The organism is Metaclostridioides mangenotii (genome assembly GCF_018917235.1).
Lineage (GTDB): Bacteria > Bacillota > Clostridia > Peptostreptococcales > Peptostreptococcaceae > Metaclostridioides.
Genome location: NZ_JAHLOF010000002.1, coordinates 425,220 through 449,698 on the forward strand (window position 1 = coordinate 425,220; position 24,479 = coordinate 449,698).

The 24,479-nt window shown below is 32.8% G+C and carries 18 protein-coding genes and 1 riboswitch; of the genes, 5 read left to right on the forward strand and 13 right to left on the reverse strand.

All coding sequences use genetic code 11. From position 1 onward, the window contains the following. Positions 1-31: 31 nt before the first annotated feature. A complete protein-coding gene (locus KQI18_RS05210; RefSeq protein ID WP_216466610.1) occupies positions 32-3,598 on the reverse strand; it encodes a DNA polymerase III subunit alpha in 3,567 nt (1,188 codons plus the stop codon). Between the two features lie 77 nt (positions 3,599-3,675). After that, positions 3,676-4,227, reverse strand: coding sequence for a CD3072 family TudS-related putative desulfidase (locus KQI18_RS05215; protein WP_216466611.1), 552 nt, complete (start codon positions 4,225-4,227; stop codon positions 3,676-3,678). Between the two features lie 155 nt (positions 4,228-4,382). Between KQI18_RS05215 and KQI18_RS05220 the strand changes: the two genes are divergently transcribed. Next, positions 4,383-4,940, forward strand: a complete 558-nt coding sequence (locus tag KQI18_RS05220) for a CD3073 family putative ECF transporter S component (RefSeq protein WP_216466612.1) — start codon at positions 4,383-4,385, stop codon at positions 4,938-4,940. An 88-nt stretch (positions 4,941-5,028) separates the two neighbouring features. Here KQI18_RS05220 and whiA read toward each other — a convergent pair whose 3' ends face one another. The 6 genes from whiA to murB form a co-directional block, all read right to left on the reverse strand. Continuing rightward, positions 5,029-5,982, reverse strand: a complete 954-nt coding sequence (gene whiA / locus KQI18_RS05225) for a DNA-binding protein WhiA (protein WP_216466613.1) — start codon at positions 5,980-5,982, stop codon at positions 5,029-5,031. 16 nt (positions 5,983-5,998) lie between these two features. Further along, positions 5,999-6,424 carry an NUDIX hydrolase gene (locus tag KQI18_RS05230; protein ID WP_216466614.1) on the reverse strand — a complete coding sequence of 142 codons (426 nt, stop codon included), beginning with the start codon at positions 6,422-6,424 and terminating at the stop codon, positions 5,999-6,001. A gap of 72 nt (positions 6,425-6,496) precedes the next feature. Beyond that, entirely contained in the window at positions 6,497-7,597 is a 1,101-nt protein-coding gene (locus tag KQI18_RS05235) for a gluconeogenesis factor YvcK family protein (RefSeq protein ID WP_216466615.1), read from the reverse strand. Positions 7,598-7,610: 13 nt separating this feature from the next. Continuing rightward, the gene (gene rapZ, locus KQI18_RS05240; RefSeq protein ID WP_216466616.1) at positions 7,611-8,468 is read right to left on the reverse strand and encodes an RNase adapter RapZ; all 858 of its coding nucleotides are present in this window, start codon (positions 8,466-8,468) and stop codon (positions 7,611-7,613) included. A gap of 15 nt (positions 8,469-8,483) precedes the next feature. Beyond that, positions 8,484-9,197 (reverse strand): PHP domain-containing protein, encoded by a 714-nt coding sequence (locus KQI18_RS05245; RefSeq protein WP_216466617.1) that lies wholly within the window; start codon positions 9,195-9,197, stop codon positions 8,484-8,486. Between the two features lie 3 nt (positions 9,198-9,200). Next, the gene (gene murB, locus KQI18_RS05250) at positions 9,201-10,115 is read right to left on the reverse strand and encodes a UDP-N-acetylmuramate dehydrogenase (protein ID WP_216466618.1); all 915 of its coding nucleotides are present in this window, start codon (positions 10,113-10,115) and stop codon (positions 9,201-9,203) included. Between the two features lie 408 nt (positions 10,116-10,523). Here murB and cls point away from each other — a divergent pair, with 408 nt between their 5' ends. From cls to KQI18_RS05270, 4 genes are all read left to right on the forward strand, one after another. Continuing rightward, positions 10,524-12,005 carry a cardiolipin synthase gene (gene cls / locus KQI18_RS05255; protein ID WP_216466619.1) on the forward strand — a complete coding sequence of 494 codons (1,482 nt, stop codon included), beginning with the start codon at positions 10,524-10,526 and terminating at the stop codon, positions 12,003-12,005. 138 nt (positions 12,006-12,143) lie between these two features. Next, positions 12,144-12,647 carry an NADH-quinone oxidoreductase subunit NuoE gene (gene nuoE / locus KQI18_RS05260; RefSeq protein ID WP_216466620.1) on the forward strand — a complete coding sequence of 168 codons (504 nt, stop codon included), beginning with the start codon at positions 12,144-12,146 and terminating at the stop codon, positions 12,645-12,647. Positions 12,648-12,664: 17 nt separating this feature from the next. Beyond that, the gene (locus tag KQI18_RS05265; protein WP_216466621.1) at positions 12,665-14,554 is read left to right on the forward strand and encodes an NADH-ubiquinone oxidoreductase-F iron-sulfur binding region domain-containing protein; all 1,890 of its coding nucleotides are present in this window, start codon (positions 12,665-12,667) and stop codon (positions 14,552-14,554) included. A gap of 19 nt (positions 14,555-14,573) precedes the next feature. Then, the gene (locus KQI18_RS05270) at positions 14,574-16,313 is read left to right on the forward strand and encodes an NADH-dependent [FeFe] hydrogenase, group A6 (protein ID WP_216466622.1); all 1,740 of its coding nucleotides are present in this window, start codon (positions 14,574-14,576) and stop codon (positions 16,311-16,313) included. Positions 16,314-16,452: 139 nt separating this feature from the next. Here the strand turns inward: KQI18_RS05270 and KQI18_RS05275 are convergent, their stop codons facing one another. From KQI18_RS05275 to uvrC, 5 genes are all read right to left on the reverse strand, one after another. Beyond that, on the reverse strand, positions 16,453-16,917 hold the full coding sequence (locus tag KQI18_RS05275; protein ID WP_216466623.1) for a GNAT family N-acetyltransferase: 465 nt from the start codon (positions 16,915-16,917) through the stop codon (positions 16,453-16,455). Positions 16,918-17,253: 336 nt separating this feature from the next. Continuing rightward, entirely contained in the window at positions 17,254-18,999 is a 1,746-nt protein-coding gene (locus tag KQI18_RS05280) for an NADH-dependent [FeFe] hydrogenase, group A6 (protein WP_216466624.1), read from the reverse strand. After that, positions 18,993-20,837, reverse strand: coding sequence for an NAD(P)-binding protein (locus KQI18_RS05285; RefSeq protein ID WP_216466625.1), 1,845 nt, complete (start codon positions 20,835-20,837; stop codon positions 18,993-18,995). Before KQI18_RS05285 ends, KQI18_RS05280 begins: the two co-directional genes overlap by 7 nt. Before the next feature lie 397 nt (positions 20,838-21,234). Continuing rightward, entirely contained in the window at positions 21,235-22,185 is a 951-nt protein-coding gene (hprK, locus tag KQI18_RS05290; protein WP_216466626.1) for an HPr(Ser) kinase/phosphatase, read from the reverse strand. A 47-nt stretch (positions 22,186-22,232) separates the two neighbouring features. Next, a complete protein-coding gene (gene uvrC, locus KQI18_RS05295) occupies positions 22,233-24,047 on the reverse strand; it encodes an excinuclease ABC subunit UvrC (RefSeq protein WP_216466627.1) in 1,815 nt (604 codons plus the stop codon). 207 nt (positions 24,048-24,254) lie between these two features. Beyond that, positions 24,255-24,432: riboswitch (cobalamin riboswitch) on the forward strand. The last annotated feature ends 47 nt before the right edge of the window (positions 24,433-24,479 follow it).

The window sequence follows — 24,479 nt, forward strand, 5'->3', positions numbered from 1 at the left end:
TAATTCTACTTTTTGTATTAATATATTTAGCTTACTTAATTTTTATATTTTCACTTGGCATTATCTTCCCTAAACTGTATATAAGTTTATCATCTGCGCTCGTACCCACATCAGTAATTTTATATGTCTTCTTATTTCCTGAAGCATTTTCATCTTCAGGGAATAAATATATTTCATCATGTCCCGGATGTCTATACGCTATATCTGTGATAGTATCTGTCAATTCTGTATTTTTCAAACTATCTATTTTTAAATATATTTTTTTTGAATGAATAGCTTTTTTAAACTGTACAAAATTTCCATTAGGTCTTTTGTAATTATTTTCATCAAACTCACTATAATCCGAAATATCTTTAATTTCCCTCGCTATAAGTTTTGCTTCTTCCTCTTCTTTTATACTTAAAGTTCCTTTTATTACAACGATTCCGTCTTCATTTAAAACATCATTGTACTTTTGAAGTAATTGCGGAAATACTATTACTTCTATAGATCCGTATAAATCCTCTAAATCAACAAATGCCATCAAATCATTTTTTCTAGTAGTTTTTACTGATTTTTTGACTATCATACCGCCCATTATTACATTGGTATCATTTAATCTTAAGAAACCTACTTCATCGTCTTTTAATGCATTTAGCTTTCCGTTATCAGTTGAAGTTCTCTCTAAAAGTTCTTCCTCGTATTCAGACAGTGGATGTCCACTTACATATATTCCAAGAACTTCTTTTTCAAGGTTTAATTTCACTTTTTCATTGTATTCTTTTACAACAGGCATCGTATATAGATCTTGAATCGTATTGGATTCTTCATCTGTTCCAAGCCCATCAAATAGAGATATTTGACCTTTTATATTTTTCTTTCTATCCATTGCTATACTATCTAAAAGAGGTTCGTATCCTACCATCAGACTTGCCCTATTTTCACTTATTCCATCAAATGATCCACATTTTATAAGACTCTCTATTACCCTCTTATTGGTATCTTTTTGATCGAGTCTTTTAATAAAATCCATAAAATCCGTAAACTCTCCAACACTTTCTCTTTCATCTATTATATTGTTAATTATATTTATACCTACATTTTTAACTGCAGCCAATCCAAATCTAATATTATTCCCTTCAACCGAGAATTTAGAGAAACTTTTATTGATATTAGGCGGAAGAACTTCTATACCCATAGATTTGCATTCTCTAATATACTCAACAACTTTATCGGTATTTCCCATAATACTAGTTATTAAGGCCGCCATAAATTCAACAGGATAATAGGTTTTAAGATAAGCTGTCTCATACGCTAAAACTCCGTATGCAGCTGCATGTGATTTATTAAATGCGTACTTAGCAAAGTCAATCATATCATCAAATATCTCATTTGCAATTTCTTCAGGAACGCCATTTCTTACACAACCCATTATTTCTACATTACCTTCATTGTCGTATTTCCCATGTATAAAATACTGTCTCTCTTCTTCCATGACATCCATTTTTTTCTTACTCATAGCTCTTCTAACTAAGTCACTTCTTCCATAGCTGTACCCACCTAGATCACGTACCACTTGCATTACCTGTTCTTGATAAACTAGACAACCATATGTAACGTCCATTATAGGTCTGAGTTTATCATGAAGATAAGTAACTTTCTCAGGATTGTTTTTGTTTTCTACATACTTTGGTATTGAATCCATTGGACCTGGTCTGTAAAGTGATATTCCGGCAATTATATCCTCAAATTTATCAGGTTTAAGTTGCTTCATAAAACTTCTCATACCAGCACTTTCCAGTTGAAATACTCCAAGTGTGTTTCCAGATGCTAGTAGCTCGTACACTTTTGGATCGTCGTAGTCCATCTTTGAGAAATCTATAAATTCAGTATAACCTTTAGCTTCTCTATTTTTCTCAATTAACTCTAAAGCATCGTTAATAACTGTAAGAGTCCTAAGTCCTAGGAAATCCATTTTTAATAGTCCCAATTCTTCAAGTGTAGTCATAGTGAATTGAGTTGTTATAGAATCTTGATGCTTGTAAAGTGGAACGTACTCATCAACTGGGTTTTTAGATATAACTACACCAGCTGCATGTGTTGATGCATGTCTAAGCATACCTTCTATCTGTTTTGATAATTCTATGATTTCTTTGGTTTCACCATCCTCATCATACATAGATTGTAAATTCGGATTTGTGTCTAAAGCCTTATCTATAGTCATTCCTAATGCAAAAGGAATCTCTTTTGCTATTCTATCAACTTTGTTGTATGGAGTATCTAAAACCCTTCCAACATCTCTAATTGCAGCCTTTGCACCCATTGTCCCAAATGTAATAATTTGGGCAACGTGATCTTCGCCATATTTCCTCTTAACATAGTCTATAACTTCCTCTCTTCTCTCATAACAGAAGTCGATATCTATATCGGGCATGGATACACGCTCAGGGTTTAGGAAACGTTCAAATAGTAGTGAATACTTAATTGGGTCTATATCTGTAATCTTAAGTGTATATGCAACTATTGATCCAGCAGCACTACCCCTCCCCGGGCCAACTATAATATTGTTTTGTTTAGAAAAATTTATAAAATCCCAAACTATAAGGAAGTATTCAACATATCCCATTTTTACTATTACATCAAGTTCAAAATTTAGTCTATCTACTGCATCCTGTGAAGGATCTCCATATCTCTCTTCAAGTCCTTTGAAACAAAGTTCTCTCAAATAACTTTCGGGTGTTTTTCCATCGGGTACATCGTATTTTGGAAGGTGAATAGTATTGAAATCAAACTCTACATTACACATTTCCGCAATTTTAACTGTATTATCTAAAGCCTCTTCTATATATGAAAATGAATCTTCCATTTCTTCTCGAGATTTTAGGTAAAATTCATCGCTACCAAATCTCATTCTATTTGGATCGTCTACTGTCTTGCCCATTTGAATACACATGAGCACATCGTGTGTCTTTGAATCCTCTTTTCTCACATAGTGCACATCATTTGTAGCTACTAAAGGTATACCGGTCTCCTTAGATAATTTTACTATACCTGCATTAACCTCTTTTTGCTCTGGTATATTGTGATCCTGAACCTCTAAAAAGAAGTTTCCCTCACCAAATATTTCATTGTATTTTGTTGCATAGAATTTTGCTTTATTATAATTTCTATTCATTAGAGATTTGGCTACATCCCCTGCTAAACAAGCGGATAAAGCTATTATCCCTTCGCTGTGTTTTTCTAATTCTTCTAAATCTACCCTTGGTTTATAATAAAATCCCTCTGTATAGGAAATTGAAACAAGCTTTATCAAATTTTTATAACCCTGCATGTTTTTTGCAAGTAGTATTAAATGGCCTTGATATTTATCGTAATTCGGATCCTTATCCCTAATCGTTCTAGGTGATGTATACACCTCACATCCAATGATTGGTTTGATCCCTTCTTTCTTTGCTGTTTTATAAAAATCTATAACACCAAACATGTTTCCATGATCTGTTATAGCAATCGCGTTCATATTAAGTTCTTTTGCCCTATTTATAAGATTTGAAACCCTTGAAAATCCATCTAGCAAACTGTATTCCGTATGCACATGAAGATGAACAAAATTTTTACTCATTTAGACACCTCCTCCTGTATATTAATTTTACCATAAAAGTCTAGTCTAAAACTTCCTATACAAAATATAACTAGTAATTAAAATAGATTTTTATATACTTCATTTATAGACTCTTCTAGCCTTAATTCATCAATACCCAATATTGGAATATCTATTTTATATTCATCTAAAAGTTCAACTAATTCTTCGATAAATACCCCTGTACCATTTATTAATTTAATATTTTCTATTTTCTCATCTAAATTTTTACATCCGCTAAGCTCTCCATACCAAAGTTTAGAAGAACACGTTCTGTTGTATCCACAACTAGGACTTCCATCTATTGCTATTACAGCCTTTACCTCATATGCATTATCTATATACATCTTAATTTGATATATATAGCCTAATAATAACTCTCTGCACTTTTCTCTATATATAATATTATCAAACTGTTCTTTTGAATGCCCCCATCTATTGATTCCGTACATCATTAATTCAGGGCACGGAAGTTGAATAATTCCAAATCCATTGTCAATTAATTTCTTATTAAAGTACATTGCCCCTTCGTAATCTGAAGATCCTTCTACTTTGCTATTACAATTTAAAATACAATGGCATAGCACAACAATTTTTTTATTTCTCTTCATGGTCTACCTCCAATATATAGATATAGAAATGTGTTATAAAAGCAACATCTAAATAGTTATTATCTATACTTCATACTTTCTTTTGTAGAGTCTTGTATAATTATATAGTAATAATATCATATTATGAGTTTAATTTATACGAAAGGATTTAGATTATGAGAACAAAAGCCTTAACTTTTAGTGCAATGTGCATAGTTTTAAATGTAGTTGTTGGTTCTATTATGCAAGTTATAAACATACCCCTATTATTTTTAGATACCTTTGGAACTATAATGGGTGCTATTTTACTTGGGCCAGTATACGGAGCGGCTATAGGCGGGGGTACAAACTTAGTTCTTGGAATAATACTAGGGCCTATAAACTTTCCTTTTGCTTTAGTTAATATTGCTCTTGGGCTTTTTGTAGGATTTATATCAAAGAGATGGAAGTTTAACTACATGACTGCTATATTGACAGGAGTAGGACTAGCTGTTTTATGTCCTTTAATTGGAACTCCTATATCTATAGCTGTCAGCGGTGGATTAAGTGGAAGTGGCGCTGATCTATTGGTTGGATTTTTAAGACAGAGTGGAGAAAGTATATTTCAAGCCGCATTTATCGGTAGAATCACAAGTAACATAATCGATAAACCAGTATCATGTATACTTGCAGTATTTTTAATTTCTAGATTGCCTAAATATTATTTAAATCAACTTAAAAAAGCTGTAGCATAGACTCAGTTTATTAAAATAAAATGGACTCCGTATATTAGTAACTTAAGTTCCTAATATACGGAGTCCATTTTTATTTAATATATATTCTTTACAATTTATTCTCTTCTCTAAGCTTTTCAGCAATTACCCCGATTTTTCTAAGCCTGTGATTTACACCTGATTTACCAATTGGTGGATCAAGTATCTCACCTAATTCCTTTAGAGTCATATCTTCGTACTCAACTCTTATCAGTGCAATTTCTTGTAAGTTTTTGGGTAAATTGCTAATTCCGATTGTCTTCTGTATTAAATTTATATCCTCAACTTGTCTAACTGAAGCGTTGACAGTCTTTGAAAGATTTGCCGTCTCACAATTTACGATTCTATTTACATTATTTCTCATTTCTTTTAAAACCTTTGTGTTTTGCAAGCTTAAAAGCGCTTTATGAGCCCCAATTACGCTCAGAAGATCCGAAATTTGTTCACTCTCTTTGAGATAAACAATATAATTGCTTTTACGAGGAACAATCTTACTGTTTAATCCCAGTGAATTTATTAAATCTTTTAATGAGATGGCAAATTCCTCAGAGTTTGTCACAAATTCCATGTGATAGCTCTTATCAGGATCGCTTATAGATCCTCCTCCTAAAAAAGCACCTCTTAAAAATGCTCTTTTACATTCATCTTCTTCTACTAATTTTTCTGGAACCTTGTTAACAGTGAAAAATCCATCCCCTGGTTCTAACACTCCAAGCTCTCTAAGCAGTTCTGTAGCTCCCATTTCGTCCGTAACTGTAAGTACATAACTGTTATTTCTTTTTAACATTTGGTTTTTGTTTATAGAAATAGTAGTATTGATGTCAAAATTTACTTTAAGTAATTTAAAAACTTTACGTGCTATCGAATTAAGCTCAGTTATTATTTTTAGGTTTATTTTTTTATAACCTACTATTTGTATACTCCCAGCTGATTTGATTATTGCAGCTAATTCTGCAATAGCTACTTTGCGTCCATCAGGTAAAATCCTAGCTAATTCATTTTTTGCATCTGTAGAAAACGACATGTCAATCACCTATTAATTAGTTTTTCTTGATTCTCTTTTTTATCTCTTCTAAAGCAACTTTTATAATTTCCTTCTCGTCGTCATATCTAGCCATATCCACTACTCTATCCAAATGTACAAATTTAGCATCTATAAAACCCTCTTCTTTTTGAGGAACTGTATCCATATTTTTAGATTGCATTAAATACCAAAATACTGTCTTGTGAACTGCTTTATTTTCATCCCAATTTTCTTTAAATGTGTAATGAATCTCACCTAGATATTTGAGTATATCCGCTTTTACTCCTGTTTCTTCACTAACCTCTCTAAGAGCTGCCTCCTCGTTACTTTCGCCTTCTTCTACCTTACCTTTTGGCAATACCCAATCGCCATTAAACTTCCTCAGCAGAAGAACCGCGTTACCAAATAAGACAACACCTCCAGCACTGACCTCTTCTCTCATAGATGTTCACTCCTTAAAACTAACATAATAATAAGGATTTCTACATTTAATTTTAAAACCCTTTTATAACGACTACATATAGTTGTGATTTAGTGCTAGCTCTATTATTATGTTAGATATGTATTTTGCATCATGTCTAATGTAGTTATTCTTTATCTCAACCATATTTTTCTCAATACATTTAATACCCATATTTTTTAACCCCTCAGTTTGCTTTTTATCTAACAAAACTTGTTGTGCTCCATCATGTTTATACAAATTTAAGACTTTATTTGGTAGCTTTTCATTATTCACAATAACATAATCTATTATATTGCTACCCGCGTGCTTTTCTATAGCTTTTACGTGATCTAATACATTGTATCCGTCTGTCTCTCCGGGTTGAGTCATTATATTAGATATGTAAACTTTAGGTGCTGAAGAGGCTTTTATAGCCTTTACAACATCATCAATTAATAAATTAGGTATTATACTAGTATACAGGCTTCCTGGTCCTATGACAATAATATCTGACTCATAAATTGAATTTATCACATCTTTTAATGGCTTTACATCAGCTGGTTCGAGACTTATTTTATATATAGAAGTTTTTCTTGCTTTTGCTTCTTTTGGAATAACAGACTCCCCTTTTATAACACATCCGTCTTTAAGCTCAGCTATTAATTTAACGTCTTCTAGAGTTACAGGGAGTACCCTACCAGTTATTGCGAATATTTCACTCATTTTATATACTGCAGTTTCAAAATTTCCGTATAGTCCATTCATAGCAGCTAAAAAGAGGTTTCCAAAACTTTGACCCTTAAGCTGACCATCTGAAAATCTATACTGCATAATTTCATTCATAGTAGGTTCAATATTTGCTAGTGCCAGCAGACAATTTCTTATATCTCCAGGAGGTAACATCCCCAAATCCTCTCTTAAGACTCCAGAACCTCCCCCATCATCTGAAACTGTAACTACTGCTGTAATATTTTGAGTATTGTGTTTTAGCCCCCTCAAAAATACTGATTGACCTGTTCCCCCTCCTATTACTACTACTTTGGGATCATAGCACTCTGTAGTTGATCTAGTAAATAGCTTTATTTTCTCACGCTTGGCTTTTTGGTACAAAAATAGTGTAACAAATAAGCCGAGCCATCCTAGTATACCTACTAAAATAAGTATTTTATTCATAATAGCCTCCACACTATCTCAACATAGAATCTCTGTGCTTTTTAACAACTCTATAGCCTTTGTCAATCAAATCGTCTGCTAAAAGATTTGTAATTGTTACAGATCTATGTCTACCACCAGTACAACCAATTCCGATTACTAGATGTTGTTTTCCTTCTTCAATATACTGCGGAATTAGAAAATGTACCATATCCAATAGTTTATTATAAAATTCTTTACTTACTGGAGAATTCATAACATAGTTTCTGACTTCTTCATCATCACCTGTCTTAAGTTTAAGCTCTTCAAGGTAATATGGATTTGGTAAAAATCTTACATCAAATACTAAATCCGCATCTGAAAGTATACCGTGTTTAAATCCGAAAGAAACTACTGATATTGTAATATTTAAATTATCTTCACCTTTATAATAAATTCTCTTTATCTCATCCTGTAAATCTTTTGGCTTCATATTAGAAGTATCAATTATACAACTCGCTGAATCCTTAAATGGCTTCATTATATCTCGTTCTTTTTTTATACCTTCTGAGATCTGCATGTTTCTTGCCAAAGGATGATTCCTTCTTGTTATCTTATATCTCTTTATTAAAACATCATCATTACAGTTTAAATAAAGCATTTCATAAGCATAATTTTCTTTTTTTAGATAGTTTAAACTCTCATGAAAATCTTTAAAGAACTGTAGTCCTCTTATATCTACTCCAAGAGCAACTTTATCGATACTAGAATTAGGTTGGTAGCATATCTCTGCAAATTTAGTTATTAATGCAGGCGGTAAGTTATCTACACAGTAAAATCCTAAGTCTTCCAAAGCTCTCATTACTTCACTTTTTCCAGATCCTGATAACCCTGTAACTATAACAAATTTCATGATACTACCTCCCTCTTATAATATAATATTTTCTATCAGTGAAACATCTAACCCTGATTCTCTTACAGTCTTCATAGCCAGATTGAAGTTCCCAACTTTAATTGGTGCATGTGCATCTGATCCAATTATAAATTTATTATTTATATGCTTTATATTTTGTATCTGATTCACATTTAAAAATCTATGACTGCTATTAATCTCTAGTCTAGTATCTGTCTCAAATGCTATCTTTGCAATCTCTTCAATATAAACATCCCCTTTATCACCTGGGTGAGTTATACAAAATATGTCGTTGTTTTTTATAGCATTTATTACTGCATTTGTATTGTAAATTTTTGCTTTTTCACTCTTTATAGTATAGTTGTCGAAGTGATTTAATGCCGCTACTAACGATGTAGGCTTAGATCCAAAATGGTAGCCTGCCATTACATAGTCTAGAAATTTTCTATCATCGTCATCAACATCTATATTACCTTTATCATCAAGCACATTACATTCAAGACCCAGAAGAATTTTTATATTGGGATATTTCTCATTTAACATGTCTATTTCTTCTCTCATTACTGGGATATCACTCTTCTTTACACCATAAGTCATATGTTTATAACTGTGGTCTGAGATTCCAAGTATCTCTATTCCCTTTTCTAGGGCTACCTTTACATTATCCTCAATAGTCCCCTTGCCATGGCTAAATACTGTATGTGTATGATAATCAGCTAATATTTTCATTTTCTAGTCCTCTCCAAGTATCTTTACTTCTTCTTCTAACATAACTCCAAATTTTCTATATACTGTACTTTTTACTATATATATAAGATCTAACAAATCTTTTGCTGTCGCATCTCCAAGATTTATAACAAATCCACAATGCTTTTGTGAAACTTGTGCCCCTCTAAGTGTAAGACCTCTAAGCCCACTTTCATCTATTAATTGACCAGCGTAGTGACCAACTGGCCTTTTAAATGTACTACCCGCACTAGGATAGTTTAATGGCTGCTTTGTAACCCTTCTGTCTGTAAGGTCGTCTATATGGGCTTTTATATCATCGTAATTGCCCTTTTCTAGCTCTAATTTACAAGATAAAACTATGCACTTTATGTTAGCTACAAGACTGTTTCTATACTTAAACTCCATCTCTTCATTAGAAAGATCTTTAATGTTACCATCCATGTCTATTATTCTTACTGTTTTAACTATATCTTTCATTTCTCCACCATAGGCTCCAGCATTCATACAAAGCGCTCCACCTATAGTACCCGGTATACCTGTCGCAAATTCAAATCCTTTAAGTGAATTTCTTAAAATTTCTTTTCCAAGAGTTGATAAAAGTGCTCCTGATTGAACTTCAACTATATTACCCTCTACTTTAGACTCATTAAAGTTATCAGCTATTTCAATAACTAATCCCCTAAGGCCACCGTCTTTTACCAACATATTCGATCCATTTCCTATTATTAAGTATGGAATATCATCTTCCTTTATAAATTTAAGAATTTCTCTGATCTCTTTTTCTGTTCTAGGTCTAACCAACACATCAGCTGGTCCACCTACTTTAAAAGAAATGTGATTTTTCATAGGTTCATCTATTTTAATATCTTCCTTGTTTACTATTTTTGACAATTTTTCAAATACATACTCTTTATTCATGATTATAAGTTTCCTCCAAAATTTTGTTTCGCTTTCATATTTTAAATCGTTGGCTAAATAAACTTCAGCCCCAATTATTTCCCCATTTTCTATTAATTAAACCCTGGCTTAATTTTTCATTTATCTTCTTATCTTATTTCTATTTTTAATAAATTATTATAATTAAATATATAATAATGTATTGAGTTAGAAATAACAATATACTAAAGCAGACTAGACTTTCTGCAATTATAGTATATATACTATTATATCATTGCTTTCAGGTTCTGTTTTAATTAATATTAATAATTCTATAAATTTTCTACTATAAACTGATTTTTTATTTGTTATTTCGGAATAATTATATATAATAGTACTTATTACTAAGCTATAATTTAACAATATTTTTAAAATATAGGAGGAAAAAATTTGTTTGATCTAGAAATTTTCAAAGCTTCAATATACGAATTCTCAGTTACTGCAGTATATATAGTTAACTTTTTAGTTGTGCTAAATTTAGTATTTAGAGAAAAAAGGAATATAAACACTACTCTTACTTGGATAGCTATTCTAGTTTTAGTCCCAGTAGTAGGTTTTGTACTATATATAATATTTGGCAGAGATTTATCAAAAAATAATATGTTCCAACTCAAAGAACAAGACGATAAAATTTTAAAAAGCAATATATTAAAAACTCAGATAGCCTTGCATTCAAACTTAAAGTTTGATAGATCAGCCAGTGAACATAAAGATATGATTTCTGCACTTGCAAACTCAAATAATGCTCATTATACAACTAATAATAATGTAAATATCTATCCAGACTCTGAAAAGTTTTTTAGAAGTCTTATAACAGAATTAAAAAAAGCCAAACATTATATAAATATTCAGTTCTATATTTTTAAAGATGATAATATAGGTAAAGAAATTGTTGATATACTAGTTCAAAAAGCGCAGGAAGGTGTTGAAGTAAGATTATTGTATGATGCCGTAGGAGGCAGAAACTTTAGCAAAAATTCTATTGATCTTCTCAAAGAAAATGGTGTAAAAGTAGCTAGTTTCTTCCCATCTATTTTAAAAATTGTAAATTTCAACCTAAATTATAGAAATCATCGTAAAATCGTTGTTATTGACAACTGTGTTGGATTTGTAGGTGGATTTAATGTAGGTGATGAGTATCTTGGAAGAGATCCCAAATTTGGAGAGTGGAGAGATACACATACCAAACTTACTGGTGATTGTGTGATGGATCTAAATATGAGATTTATGCTGGATTGGAAATATACTACTAAAGAAGATTTGGATCTATACAGTCATTTTCAAAATAGCAGCACTAAATGTGACTGTGAAGAAGGAAACGTCGGCATACAAATAGTTTCTAGTGGACCAGATATTATAAACCTAGACGAAATAAAATATGGATACATCAAAATAATACAAAAGGCAACTGACTACGTATACATTCAAAGCCCTTATTTAATACTTGATACTACGCTCTTGGATACTCTTAAAATAGCTTGTCTATCAGGAGTAGATGTAAGAATAATGATACCTTCAAAACCAGACCATCCTTTTGTGTATTGGGCTTCATATTCTTATGCTGGAGAGCTACTTAATTTTGGTGCTAAAATATATACATACGGTGAAGATGCATTTTTACACGCAAAAACAATAGTTGCTGATGACTCAATCTGTTCTATAGGTACAGCAAATATGGATATAAGAAGTTTTGAGCTTAATTTTGAAGTAAATGCTTTTATATATTCACAAGAAAAATCTACAGAATTAAGGGAAATATTTGAAAGAGATATGCAAAACTCAAAAGAAATAACTCAAGAAATATACGATGCTAGATCTACATATATTCGATTTAAAGAATCAATATCTAGATTACTTTCAGCCGTTTTGTAACTAAATTAAAATTATAACTGAAAATTTGAAAAAATATAAATACTTTGTTAAATGATTGTTAATAAATGATTTATTTTTCTATACTTTTTGATATAATACTGTAAATGGAATATAAATCTAAATGAAAGAGTGATGCAGATGTGTAATTTTTATTCACAGAACGAAAAGCTATTTTCAGACTTAAATGATTTTATAGACAAAGTAGATCCATCTGAAGGTGCCCTAATCCAAGTGCTACACCATGCACAGCAAATTTTTGGGTACCTTCCAAAAGAAGTTCAACTCCACATATCAAAAAAACTAAACATTCCACCTTCCAAAGTTTATGGAGTTGTAACATTTTATTCATATTTTAAAACAGAGCCTATTGGTAAGTACAAAGTTAGTGTTTGCACCGGTACAGTATGCTTCGTAAAAGGAGCTGACAAAATACTTGCTGAATTTGAAAAACAACTCGGCATAAAATCGGGAGAAACAACTGATGACTTAGAATTTTCATTAGAGAGTTTAAGATGCATAGGGGCATGTGGTCTCGCCCCTGTCGTTACCGTAAACGATAAAGTTTATGGAAATGTAACACCCAAACAAGTTTGTGAAATTATAGATTCTTATAAAGAAAAAGAACTACACGCAAATTATTAGAATGAGAGGTGTAAACGATGCATAAAATAAATTCCTTTGTTGAATTAAAGAATATGGCTCAAGATCTTAAACCTAGACTAAATCTTAGATACAATCACATCAAAGAAAACATAAAAAAGAGAGAAATCCTGGTCTGCAGCAATACAGGATGTATATCATCAAACAGTCTATTAATTATTGATAAGTTTAATGAAGAAATTGAAAAGCTTGGTATTAGTGATAAAGTCTCTGCACATCCCACTGGATGTTTTGGATTCTGCCCTCAAGGCCCTATAGTTAAAGTTTTTCCGGATGATGTTTTTTATGTTAAAGTCAAACCAGAAGATGTCCATGAAATTATTCAAAAACATATTTTACATGATGAAATTATTTATCGTCTATTATATGAAGAACCTTCAAAAGATCATGAAAAAGTTAAGTATCAAGATGAGATGGATTTTTATAAAAAGCAATCTAGGATTGCCCTTAAAAATTGTGGTATTTTAGATCCTAGTGAAATAAGTGATTACATAGCAAATGATGGATATTTGGCCCTAGGGAAATGTTTAGAGTTACTTACTCCAGAAGAAGTAATATACAAAGTAAAAGAGTCTGGATTACGTGGCAGAGGTGGTGCAGGATTTCCAACTGGAGATAAATGGAAAGCATGTGCTTCAAACCCATCTGGACCTGAAGGTAAAAAATACGTTGTTTGCAACGCTGATGAAGGAGATCCAGGAGCTTTTATGGACAGATCTATACTAGAGGGAGATCCTCACTCTATTGTAGAGGCTATGACAATATGTGGATACGCCATTGGTTCAGATACAGGGTACATATACATAAGGGCCGAATACCCTAAGTCCATTGAAAGATTAGGGATTGCAATTGAACAAGCCAAAGAATATGGACTTCTCGGAAAAAACATACTTGGTAGTGGATTTGATTTTGATATAGAACTAAAACTTGGTGCTGGAGCATTTGTTTGTGGTGAAGGAACAGCACTTATGCACTCTATTGAAGGAAAGCGCGGAGAACCTAGGATGAAAACGTACAGTTCATCAAAAAGCGGCCTGTGGGAGTCTCCAACATGCTTAAATAACGTAGAGACTTTTGCGAATATTCCGCCTATTGTGTTAAAGGGACCGGGTTGGTTTTCAAATTACGGAACAAAAGATTCTTCAGGAACTAAAGTATTTGCTCTAGGAGGAAAAATTAATAATGTAGGACTGGTTGAAGTTCCAATGGGGCTTTCTATAAGAGAGGTTATATATGAAATAGGAGGAGGAATACCAGAAGGAAGAAAACTAAAAGCAGTTCAGACAGGTGGTCCTTCTGGCGGGTGTATTCCAGTTAAGTATATAGATACTCCTATTGATTTTAAATCACTTAATTCTATAGGATCTATGATGGGTTCTGGTGGAATGCTCGTTTTAGATGAACAAGATTGCATGGTTGATTTAGCTAAATTCTTTTTAGAATTTACTGTTGAGGAATCATGTGGTAAATGTGCACCATGCCGAATTGGAACTACAAGACTTCTAGAAATTTTAACTAGAATAACTGAAGGAAAAGGAACTTTGCAAGATATTGATGACCTCAGAGATCTATCAGAGGTAATAAAAGATGCTTCTCTATGTGGTCTTGGTAAATCAGCCCCAAATCCAGTTATTACTACTCTGCAGTACTTTATGGATGAATATATAGCGCACGTTATGGACAAAAAATGTCCATCTGGTAAGTGTCAAAGTCTACTGTCATTTTATATTACAGAAGATTGTAAAGGATGTACAAAATGTGCAAAGGTTTGCCCTGCTTCTTGTATTTCTGGCTCACCAGGTAAAATGCACTGTATTGATATATCAAAATGTTTAAAGTGCAATACTTGTATTGATAACTGTAAATTTAACGCAATAATAAAAAAATAATTTGTTTGGGGGAATTAAAATGAATCTAGTTAATTTGACTATCAATGGCAAGCCAGTTTCAGTTCCAGAAGGTACCTCCATACTGGATGCTGCTAAAACTATAGATATAAAAATACACAATTTATGCTATCTTAAAGCCGACGAAATTAGAAGACTAGAAACATGTGCTTCATGTCGTGTTTGCATGGTCGAAACTGATAGAGGGCTTGTTCCTTCATGTGGTACTCTAGTTAAAGAAGGTATGAAAGTTGAAACCAACAGTTTAAGAGCTTTAAAAACTCGTAAAAAAATTGTTGAGCTAATTCTATCGGATCATCCTCAAGATTGCCTCGTATGCGAAAAAAATGGTGAGTGCAGACTCCAGGAAATCGCAGCAGATCTTGGTATCAGACAAATTAGTTTTAAGGGTGCAAAATCTATAGATAAGATGGACACATCTAGTAAATCAATTGTAAAAGACCACAGTAAATGTATACTTTGCAGAAAATGTGAAGCTGTATGCAACAAAATCCAAACTGTTGGGGCAATTTCAGGTATAAATAGAGGATTTAATACAGTAGTCGGAACATTTTTTGATGCAGATATGGTCGACACCGAATGTACATACTGCGGACAATGTGTAGCTGTCTGTCCTACAGGTTCACTTAAAGAAGTGAACAATATCACTCAGGTTTGGAGAGAATTGAAAAATGCTGTTAAAACTGTCGTAGTTCAAGTTGCACCTGCTGTTAGAGTAGCTCTTGGGGAAGAATTTGGGCTAAAATCCGGAGAAATGTCTACTGGCAAAATAGTTGCAGCTTTAAAAGCTTTAGGATTTAAGTATGTATTTGACACAAACTTTGGGGCTGACCTTACGATAATGGAAGAAGCATCAGAACTAATACACAGAATAAAAGAAAATGAAAATCTTCCTATACTTACGAGTTGCTGTTCTGCTTGGGTTAATTTCATAGAATACAACTATCCAGAAAAACTTGATCTAATATCAAGCTGTAAATCACCTCAACAAATGTTCGGTTCCATAACAAAGAGTTACTTTGCTGAAAAATTAGAAATTGAACCAAAAAATTTATGTGTCGTCTCCGTGATGCCTTGCGTCGCTAAAAAATACGAAGCCAACAGAGAGGAACTTGAAGTAGACGATATTAGAGATAATGATATATCTATTACTACTAGAGAACTTTCCCATATGATAAAAGAATCTGGTATCGATATTCTTAACCTACTTGATGAAGATTTCGACTCCCCTCTTGGAGAATCGACAGGCGCTGGTACAATTTTCGGAGCAAGCGGTGGAGTTACAGAAGCTGCTCTTAGAACATCCTATGAATGGATCACAGGTAAAACTCTAGATAGTGTAGATTTTAGAGAAGTTAGAGGTTTTAGAGGTATTAAGGAAGCAAGTGTGCACGTTGGAGGATCTGAAATAAAGGTATGTGTAGTCAACAGCCTAGGAAATGCCCGAAAAATAATGGACGATATCGTCGAAGGAAAGTCTGACTACCATATAGTTGAAGTTATGGCTTGCCCAGGAGGATGCATAGGTGGTGGAGGCCAACCTTTCCACTTTGGTGACTATAATATAGTTAAATCAAGAGGAAAATCACTTTATAAAATTGATGAAAATAAAGAAATTAGAAAATCTCATGATAACCCTTATATTAAAAAATTGTACGATGATTTCTTAGGCGAACCATATAGTGAGACTTCTCATAAATATCTTCATACGACTTATAAGGATAAGAGTACTATATATTAGATATTAGGTATTTTCGTCACAACCTCTTCTGACTACTGGTAAAGGTAATGCAGATGCTTTTAAATAAAGAGTGCAGATTCGCACTCTTTTTATTTCTTTGATGTTTTTTATTTAAAGTAGGACTTTAAAACATATATTTCTAATTATGGTACGAATTATCTTTCTCCATAATAAAATTTTTCAATGTTACTCCTCTCACTTTTACAAGGTTATCTTTCACCACATGATAACCTTGATTTTCAAAGAATGGCTTAGCAGTAATTGAAACATGCGACGTGAACTTACTAGCATTTACGTAAAATTCAAGATTCCTCATAATTATAGTCGCTATATTTTGACCTTGATAATTTTTATGAACAAAAAGTCTATCTAAATAACCTGATTTATCCATATCACCAAAACCAACAATAATATTATCTTTTATGGCAACAACGGAATAATTATTTAGTAAAAATCTATTCCAAATAACAGGATCTAATTCATAACCACCCCAAGCTTGGACCTGTTCCTCGCTATAATCTTTGCTATTTATATATAATACCGTCTCTCTAAACAACTGAATTGTACTTAAACAGTCCTCTTCTTGATATTTTCTTATTTTCAATGTCATACCTCCAATATCCTCTTAACTCATATATTTTCAATTATCTGATTATTAGGCTTATCACTTTAACTATACTCGAAACTTACCTAAGAAAATGTTCCTACCGTTTATTACTAAATCTCCGTCATAATAATATCCGAGGCTTTCTAACCATTGTCTTATAATATCATAAAGTTCTTTCCAATGAGATTTAAGAAAATCAAAAATAGATGATTTTGCAACTAATGTAATTAACACTGAACCTTATTAATACAAAAATATAAAAACAAAAAGGTGCTCTAAATAATCTTAAAGCACCTTTTCTTAGTTACTTTTTATATACTTAACAAAATCCTACTACCTTAAAGCTTTTGACATTTCCCAATCATAATGGTTAGTATGAAGCAATTTATGAGACTTATGAGAAAGTGGTTTTTCTAGATAATTCTTGTAGATTTCTACTATTGATGGATTTTCGTGCGAGAACCTTAAGCTATCTCTTCTATCAAGATCATATAAAACACCGCATCTCTCTTTGCCTAACTCTTCACCTGCATGTATTGGTTGACCCCCTCCTGAAGCGCAACCACCTGGACATGCCATTACTTCAACAAAATCGTATTTTTTCTCACCACTTCTTATTGATTCTATAAGTTTTCTAGCGTTTCCGAGACCACTCGTTATAGCAATATTTAAAGATGTTCCATTTAAATCGATTGTCGATTCTTTTATTCCATCCATCCCCCTTATATCCATAAATAGGTCAGCATCTGGATTTTCACCCATTACTAAATAGTAAGCTGTTCTAAGAGCTGCTTCCATAACTCCTCCTGTCGCTCCAAATATAACTCCTGCACCTGATCCTATTCCTAGTGGCATATCAAACTCCTCTTCTTCTAAGGCATCTACGTCAATATGCTCGGATTTTATAAGTCTTACAATCTCTCTTGTAGTCCAAACAAAATCTACATCTTTTGGAGCTTCACTATCATTTATACTAGGTATATCACACTCATGCTTTTTAGCAACACATGGCATAATTGAAATACAGCATATTTTTGAAGGATCAACTCCCAGGATATCTGCATAGTAACTCTTTGCAACTGCCCCGAACATTTGTTGTGGAGATTTTGCAGTAGATAGAGAATCTACCATATCAGGATACTGAGATTTTAAAAATCTAACCCATCCGGGACAACATGATGTAAACATAGGATATCTACTCTTTTCTCCACTTCCAAGTCTTTCTAAGAACTCGCTTCCCTCTTCCATTATTGTCAAATCTGCTGAGAAGTCTGTGTCAAAAATATAATCAAATCCAATCTTCCTTAGTGCTGATACAAGTCTTCTGACAGTGGCAAATTCTCTAGTAAGTCCTAAAGCTTCTCCCCAAGCTGTTCTAACTGATGGCGCCACTTGAACTATTGTTATTATATCTGGATTGCTTAGTACACCGTTCATTCTTAAAATTGGACCTACATCGTCTCTCTCGTGGAGTGCTCCCGTCGGACAGTGAGTGATACACTGTCCACAAAGTGCACAATCAGCATCTTTTATGTCCCTATTGAGTGAAACATCTACTGTTGTACGCGAGCCAGTCTGAGCAATATCCCAAACATGAAGGTCTTGTATCTTGTCGCACACCTGTACACAGCGCATACATTTTATGCATTTACCTTCTTCTCTTATTAGAGGAAAGTCTTTTGGCCAATTTGAATGTGGTACATTTAATTTGTAGTGATTTTCAGGAAAATTTAAGTTATTAGCTACTGTTTGCAATTCGCAGTTTCCACTTCTTACACATGTAGGGCAGTGACAATCATGTTGAGATAGTATCAATTCTACATTTGTACGGCGAGCTTCCCTTACTTTTGGTGAATTAGTCAAGATCTCCATACCTTCTGATACTATATTATTGCATGCTGTAATCAGCTTTTCTTTTCCCTTCATTTCTACAACACATACTCTACATGCACCTATCTCATTTATTCCCTTTAGGTAACAAAGGCTTGGAACTGGCATCCCAACAAGTTTACTAGCTTCTAAAATCGTTGTACCTTCTGCAACTTCAATTTCTGTATTATTTATTTTTAATTTTACCATTGAGATACTCGACCTCCTTTGAAAACTCCATATCCAAAATAATCACATCTTAAGCATCTATTCGCTTCTTGTTTTGCTTCTTGGCAAGACATAGAAAGTTCAACCATTTCAAAGTCTTTTATTCTTTCGTCAGCATCTCTTTCCGTCATGTTTACTCTTCCACAAGCTTGGCGATCATCAAGCCTAGCAGTAGGTATATCTACATCTGTTGAAATTATATGGTCGTACCCTAGGTATGAATCTATATTTGCAGCTGCAACTTTCCCAGCTGCGATTGCACGTATTACAGTAGCTGGACCAGTAACACAATCTCCTCCTGCAAATACTCCCTCGGTATTTTCAATAGCACTCCAAGCTGCCGCGTCGATTCCACCCTTTTTAATTGGGATTCCTGCATCTTCAAAGTGAGGAGTTTCTATTCCCTGCCCAATTGCAACTATTACGACATCACATGGTATTCTAACATTTTCTAAGTTAGAATCTGCAGGTCTAGGTCTTCCATCTTTACCTACAAGGCCTACCATTTTAGGAGAGACCCAAAGTGCCTTTACATTGTTATTTTCATCTTTCTCGATATACTCAGGAGAGTGTAGTTCCAATACATCAGCCCCTTCAGCTATTGCACCTTCAACTTCTTCCATAAGCGCAGTCATATCAACTTTACGTCTTCTGTATACAACATTCACCTTTTTGGCACCTAACCTTATTGCTGAGCGGGCAACATCCATAGCAACATTTCCACCACCAATTACTGCAACTGTCTTATCTTTAAAGTTAGGCATCTCATTATCACCTATATTCCTAAGCATCTCAACAGCTGAGATTACTCCATTTGCATCTTCATTCTCTATACCAATTTTTTTGTCGGTGTGAGCGCCTATTGAAATGTAAACTGCATCGTATTCGTCTCTTAATTGGTTCATTGAAATTTCATCGTCATTACTTCCTATTGATGTCTCCATCCTAACTTCTGCACCAGTATCTAGTATAGTTTTTATATCCTCTTCTAAACGCTCTCTTGGCAATCTATAACTAGGTATACCGTAAACTAACATTCCACCAAGCCTCTTTCTCTTTTCAAATACGGTAGTTTGGTGGCCCATTAACTGTAAATAATAAGCTGCACTAAGCCCACTTGGCCCACCACCAATTATAGCTATTTTTTTACCTGTAGATTCTGCATTCTCAGGATTAGGTACTTCTACTGAATAATCTACAGCCATTCTCTTAAGCCCTCTTATATTCACAGAATCATCAATCATGTTTCTTCTACATCTTGCCTCACAAGGATGTTCGCAGACTAATGCGCAAGCTGTAGGGAATGGATTATCTTTTCTAATAAGCGTAACAGCATCAGCATATCTCTCCTCTCCTACTAATGCGATATATCCTGGTATGTCAACTCCAGCTGGACATAAAGCTACACACGGCACTGGCTGTTCTAAATGACAGAGGCATCTTCCCCTCAAAATGTGCTCTTCGTAATCATTTCTAAAACCCTCCAAGCCTTTTAGTACCATTTCAGCAGCTTCATAACCTATTGCACAATCTGCAGAGTTTGAAATAACACGCGCTGTTCTCTCAATTAATTCAATAGTATCTAAAGTTGCATCCCCATTCAATACATCTTCAAGCATATTCCCCAATTGACCAAGCCCAATTCTACATGGCACACATTTTCCACATGTTTGTGCATGACACATCTTTAAAAAAGACGAAGACATATCTACTGGACATAACCCTGGAGGACTGGCAACAATTCTTCTTTCTAGATCTTTGTAAAGTTCTTCCACAACCGTTTGAGCTTTACTTCTAGTAATTATACTCAATCTACTCATAAACTTACTCCTTTCGTATTGATAAAATATTGATTTCGTAAACGTTAATTTATTATCATATTATTCATAATTTTATGAATTTTCGATTATAAGATATTATATCAACGACAAATTATTTTTACAACTTAAATATACTTTTAACAAAACTTTTTAATTTCAAGTATTTTAGCTATTTTAATATAGAAATAAAGTGTATTATAGTCTTACAACCTTTAGTCAATCAATTAATCAATAGAAAAGCTTTATAGTAATGGTATTAACTTTTTAAATACTAAAATAAAAAGCCCCCTAATGGGGGCAATTATAATTATTTTTTAAAAACTATAAAATTAAGAGTAAACTTTATAAATAATCTGTAATCATAATATAAATTTTTATTAGATATTTAACAGATTAACTAAAACTCTTCACTGTTATTAGACTTTTTATCTATCATATTTAAAAGTTTATTGTTGAATTCCTCAGCTGCATCATAACCCATTCCCTTTTGTCTGAAGTTCATCGCAGCAACTTCTATAATCATTGATGTATTTCTACCAGGCCTTACTGGGATTATAAGCTTTTCAAGATTAACTCCTAGTATTTTTTCGTAGTCTTTATCTAATCCTAATCTATCATAGTATTTGGTGCTATCCCAAGCTTCAAGATATACAACCATATCAATAGATTTAGAGTTTTTAATTGCTCCTACTCCGTACAAACTTCTTACATCAATAATTCCTATTCCTCTGATCTCTAATAAATATTTTAAAATCTCTGGAGATTTTCCGACGACTTTATTATCATCATGCCTTCTGATTTCAACTGAATCATCCGCAACTAACCTATTGCCTCTTTGAACTAACTCAAGTGCCGTCTCTGATTTTCCTATATTGCTATCACCTTTAATCAAAACCCCTATTCCATATACATCAACTAATACACCGTGTATAGTTGTGGTCGGAGATAATTTGCTCTCTAAATAACTCAAAAGTTTACTAGTGATTTTACTTGTATTTTTTTTAGTACTAAGTAAAATTTTATTGTACTTTTTTGCATATTTAATAAAGTCTGGACTTGCATCAAGACCGGATGTTATTATTAGAGCTGGTATATCGTAAGAAAAATATTTATCGAGTATCTCTTCTCTTTTTTTAGAATCGACTTTAGCAAAATAATTATACTCGGTTTTTCCTACTATCTGAATTCTATCATTAGAAAAGAACTCAAAATATCCAGCTAACTGCAAACCAGGTCTATTCAATTCAGTAGATTCCACATAAATACTAGAATCTTTTGGCATATACACAATGTCTAGACGTAAATCCATTATTAAGTCTTTAATTGGTATCTTTTTATCTGTATCCATTGATTATCTCTCCTCAATTTATCTTATATCATCATATAATTTCCTTTTTATTTATCCTTGTGAAAGAAATTATATACACTCTCTGAAGATGACTTGTTCATACCATCAACTTCGTTTAGTTCCTCAAAAGTAGCAGCTTTTATTGCGTCTATTTCTTTAAAATGATTTAACAGAGCTTTCTTTCTCTTATCACCTATACCTGGTATATTATCCAGTACAGATTTTGTAAGAGCTTTGTTTCTAAGGCTTCTATGGTATGAGATAGCGTAATTATGAACTTCTTCCTGAATACTTGCAACAAATCTATACAAGTTTGACGTTTTATCTAATTCTATTTCCCTATCTTTATTAACAAGTCCTTTTGTCCTATGGTTGTCATCTTTATACATTCCCCATAATGGTAAATCAATTTCATATAAATCCAATATTCTTTTTACAGCACTGACTTGTCCCTTACCCCCATCTAACAACATCAAGTCTGGCAAGTTGCCGTACTTAATTCTTCTTTCAACTATTTCAGCCATCGAATCGTAGTCATTTGGCCCTTCTACCGTCTTTATTTTATATCTTCTGTACTCTTTTTTATCCTTCTTTCCTTTTGTGAAAACAACCATACTTCCAATAGAATCCACCCCTTGAATATTTGATATATCAAATGACTCTATTCTATTTGGAATTTCTTCTAATTCAAGAAGCTTTTGAAGCTCTTCTAACGCTCCTACGCTCTTTTCGTACTTTCTCTTATTCATATCCGAAAACTTCTCAAGATATTCTATCGCATTTTTACGAACCATCTCTACAAGACTCTTCTTTTCACCTTTTTGCGGCACTCTTATAGTTACTTTTTGTCCCTTTTTAGATGTAAGCCACTCCTCAAGCACAAAACTATCTTCGATTTCGTCTTCTATTATCAATTCCTTTGGAATATATTCTTGCTCCATGTAAAACTGTTTAACAAAAGATCCTAATATAGAAGATCTTGGACTATCCAATACTCCTTCTAGTATGAAGTGTTCCCTTCCAACTATCTTACCATTTCTTATAAAAAACACCTGTACACAGGCTTCATCATGAGCCCTCGCCATTGCAATAATATCTTGATTTAAATCCGAAGCTACATTGTCTATCTTCTGCTTTTGGACTAGTTCTTCAAGGCTCATAATTTTATCCCTATACTTAGCTGCATCTTCAAAATTAAATTCCTCAGAACATTTTTGCATTTTCTCTGTTAAAATATCTATTAGTTTCTCCTCTTTTCCAGATAAACAGTAGATTATTTCATCGATCATTTTTCCATACTCTTCTTTACTAACAGTACCTGTACAAGGTCCAACACATTTATTTATATGTTTGTTTAAACAGGGTCTCATATTGTTTCTAATTGCTTTATCTATATCTATGTTGCAACTTCTAATCGGATATACACTTCTTAGTACTTCAATAGTATCGTTGACTGCTGCAATATTAGTGTATGGTCCAAAATACTTCGCTTTATCTTTAAGAACTCTCCTTACTTTTAAAAGTCTTGGATAGTCTTCGTTAACCGTGACTTTTATGTATGGATAAGTTTTATCATCTCTGAGTAGAACATTGTACTTAGGTCTATATCTTTTTATTAAGTTACACTCTAAAATCAGCGCCTCAAGTTCAGAATCTGTTATGATGTACTCGAATTTATCGATATTCGTAACCATAGATTTAACTTTAGAGGAATGATTTTTAGATGATTGAAAATACTGTCTTACTCTGTTCTTAAGTGAAATAGCTTTTCCTACATATATTATATTGTCGAATTTGTCTTTCATTAAATAAACACCAGGTTCAGCTGGTAAATTTTTTAAATGTTCTTGTATATCAAACAAACTTATTCCTCCATTTTTTAATTTCTCTATTTAAATTATACCTCAAATACAATCTTTTAAAATATATTTTATAAATTTTAGAACTTATATTCTATACTCTTTAAGTAGATTAATTATTATGATGTAAATCAAATTGCATTTTATTATGTTTAGTATTTGTTGCATATTTTATATTATTATGATAAATTTTAGTAGTTAACTTATATTAAGTGATTTAGTAAATTAAATTTTACATAAATAAAAGGGAATCAGGTGAGAATCCTGAGCGATCCGGTCACTGTATTCAGGGAATCTAGTTTTGTACGCCATTGCAAAATATTGTGAGAAGGTAATTCTAGGTATTGATCTGTAAGTCAGGAAACCTGCTTAATATTGAGATGAAGCTTCCGTGTAAAGCATAACATCTAATTCATTGTATGATGCACATACGTT

Excerpts from the sequence above, each read along its gene's own strand:
- KQI18_RS05210 (WP_216466610.1), bottom strand. The coding sequence starts at position 3,598 with ATGAGTAAAAATTTTGTTCATCTTCATGTGCATACGGAATACAGTTTG.
- KQI18_RS05215 (WP_216466611.1), bottom strand. The coding sequence starts at position 4,227 with ATGAAGAGAAATAAAAAAATTGTTGTGCTATGCCATTGTATTTTAAAT.
- KQI18_RS05220 (WP_216466612.1), top strand. The coding sequence starts at position 4,383 with ATGAGAACAAAAGCCTTAACTTTTAGTGCAATGTGCATAGTTTTAAAT.
- whiA (WP_216466613.1), bottom strand. The coding sequence starts at position 5,982 with ATGTCGTTTTCTACAGATGCAAAAAATGAATTAGCTAGGATTTTACCT.
- KQI18_RS05230 (WP_216466614.1), bottom strand. The coding sequence starts at position 6,424 with ATGAGAGAAGAGGTCAGTGCTGGAGGTGTTGTCTTATTTGGTAACGCG.
- KQI18_RS05235 (WP_216466615.1), bottom strand. The coding sequence starts at position 7,597 with ATGAATAAAATACTTATTTTAGTAGGTATACTAGGATGGCTCGGCTTA.
- rapZ (WP_216466616.1), bottom strand. The coding sequence starts at position 8,468 with ATGAAATTTGTTATAGTTACAGGGTTATCAGGATCTGGAAAAAGTGAA.
- KQI18_RS05245 (WP_216466617.1), bottom strand. The coding sequence starts at position 9,197 with ATGAAAATATTAGCTGATTATCATACACATACAGTATTTAGCCATGGC.
- murB (WP_216466618.1), bottom strand. The coding sequence starts at position 10,115 with ATGAATAAAGAGTATGTATTTGAAAAATTGTCAAAAATAGTAAACAAG.
- nuoE (WP_216466620.1), top strand. The coding sequence starts at position 12,144 with ATGTGTAATTTTTATTCACAGAACGAAAAGCTATTTTCAGACTTAAAT.
- KQI18_RS05265 (WP_216466621.1), top strand. The coding sequence starts at position 12,665 with ATGCATAAAATAAATTCCTTTGTTGAATTAAAGAATATGGCTCAAGAT.
- KQI18_RS05270 (WP_216466622.1), top strand. The coding sequence starts at position 14,574 with ATGAATCTAGTTAATTTGACTATCAATGGCAAGCCAGTTTCAGTTCCA.
- KQI18_RS05280 (WP_216466624.1), bottom strand. The coding sequence starts at position 18,999 with ATGGTAAAATTAAAAATAAATAATACAGAAATTGAAGTTGCAGAAGGT.
- KQI18_RS05285 (WP_216466625.1), bottom strand. The coding sequence starts at position 20,837 with ATGAGTAGATTGAGTATAATTACTAGAAGTAAAGCTCAAACGGTTGTG.
- hprK (WP_216466626.1), bottom strand. The coding sequence starts at position 22,185 with ATGGATACAGATAAAAAGATACCAATTAAAGACTTAATAATGGATTTA.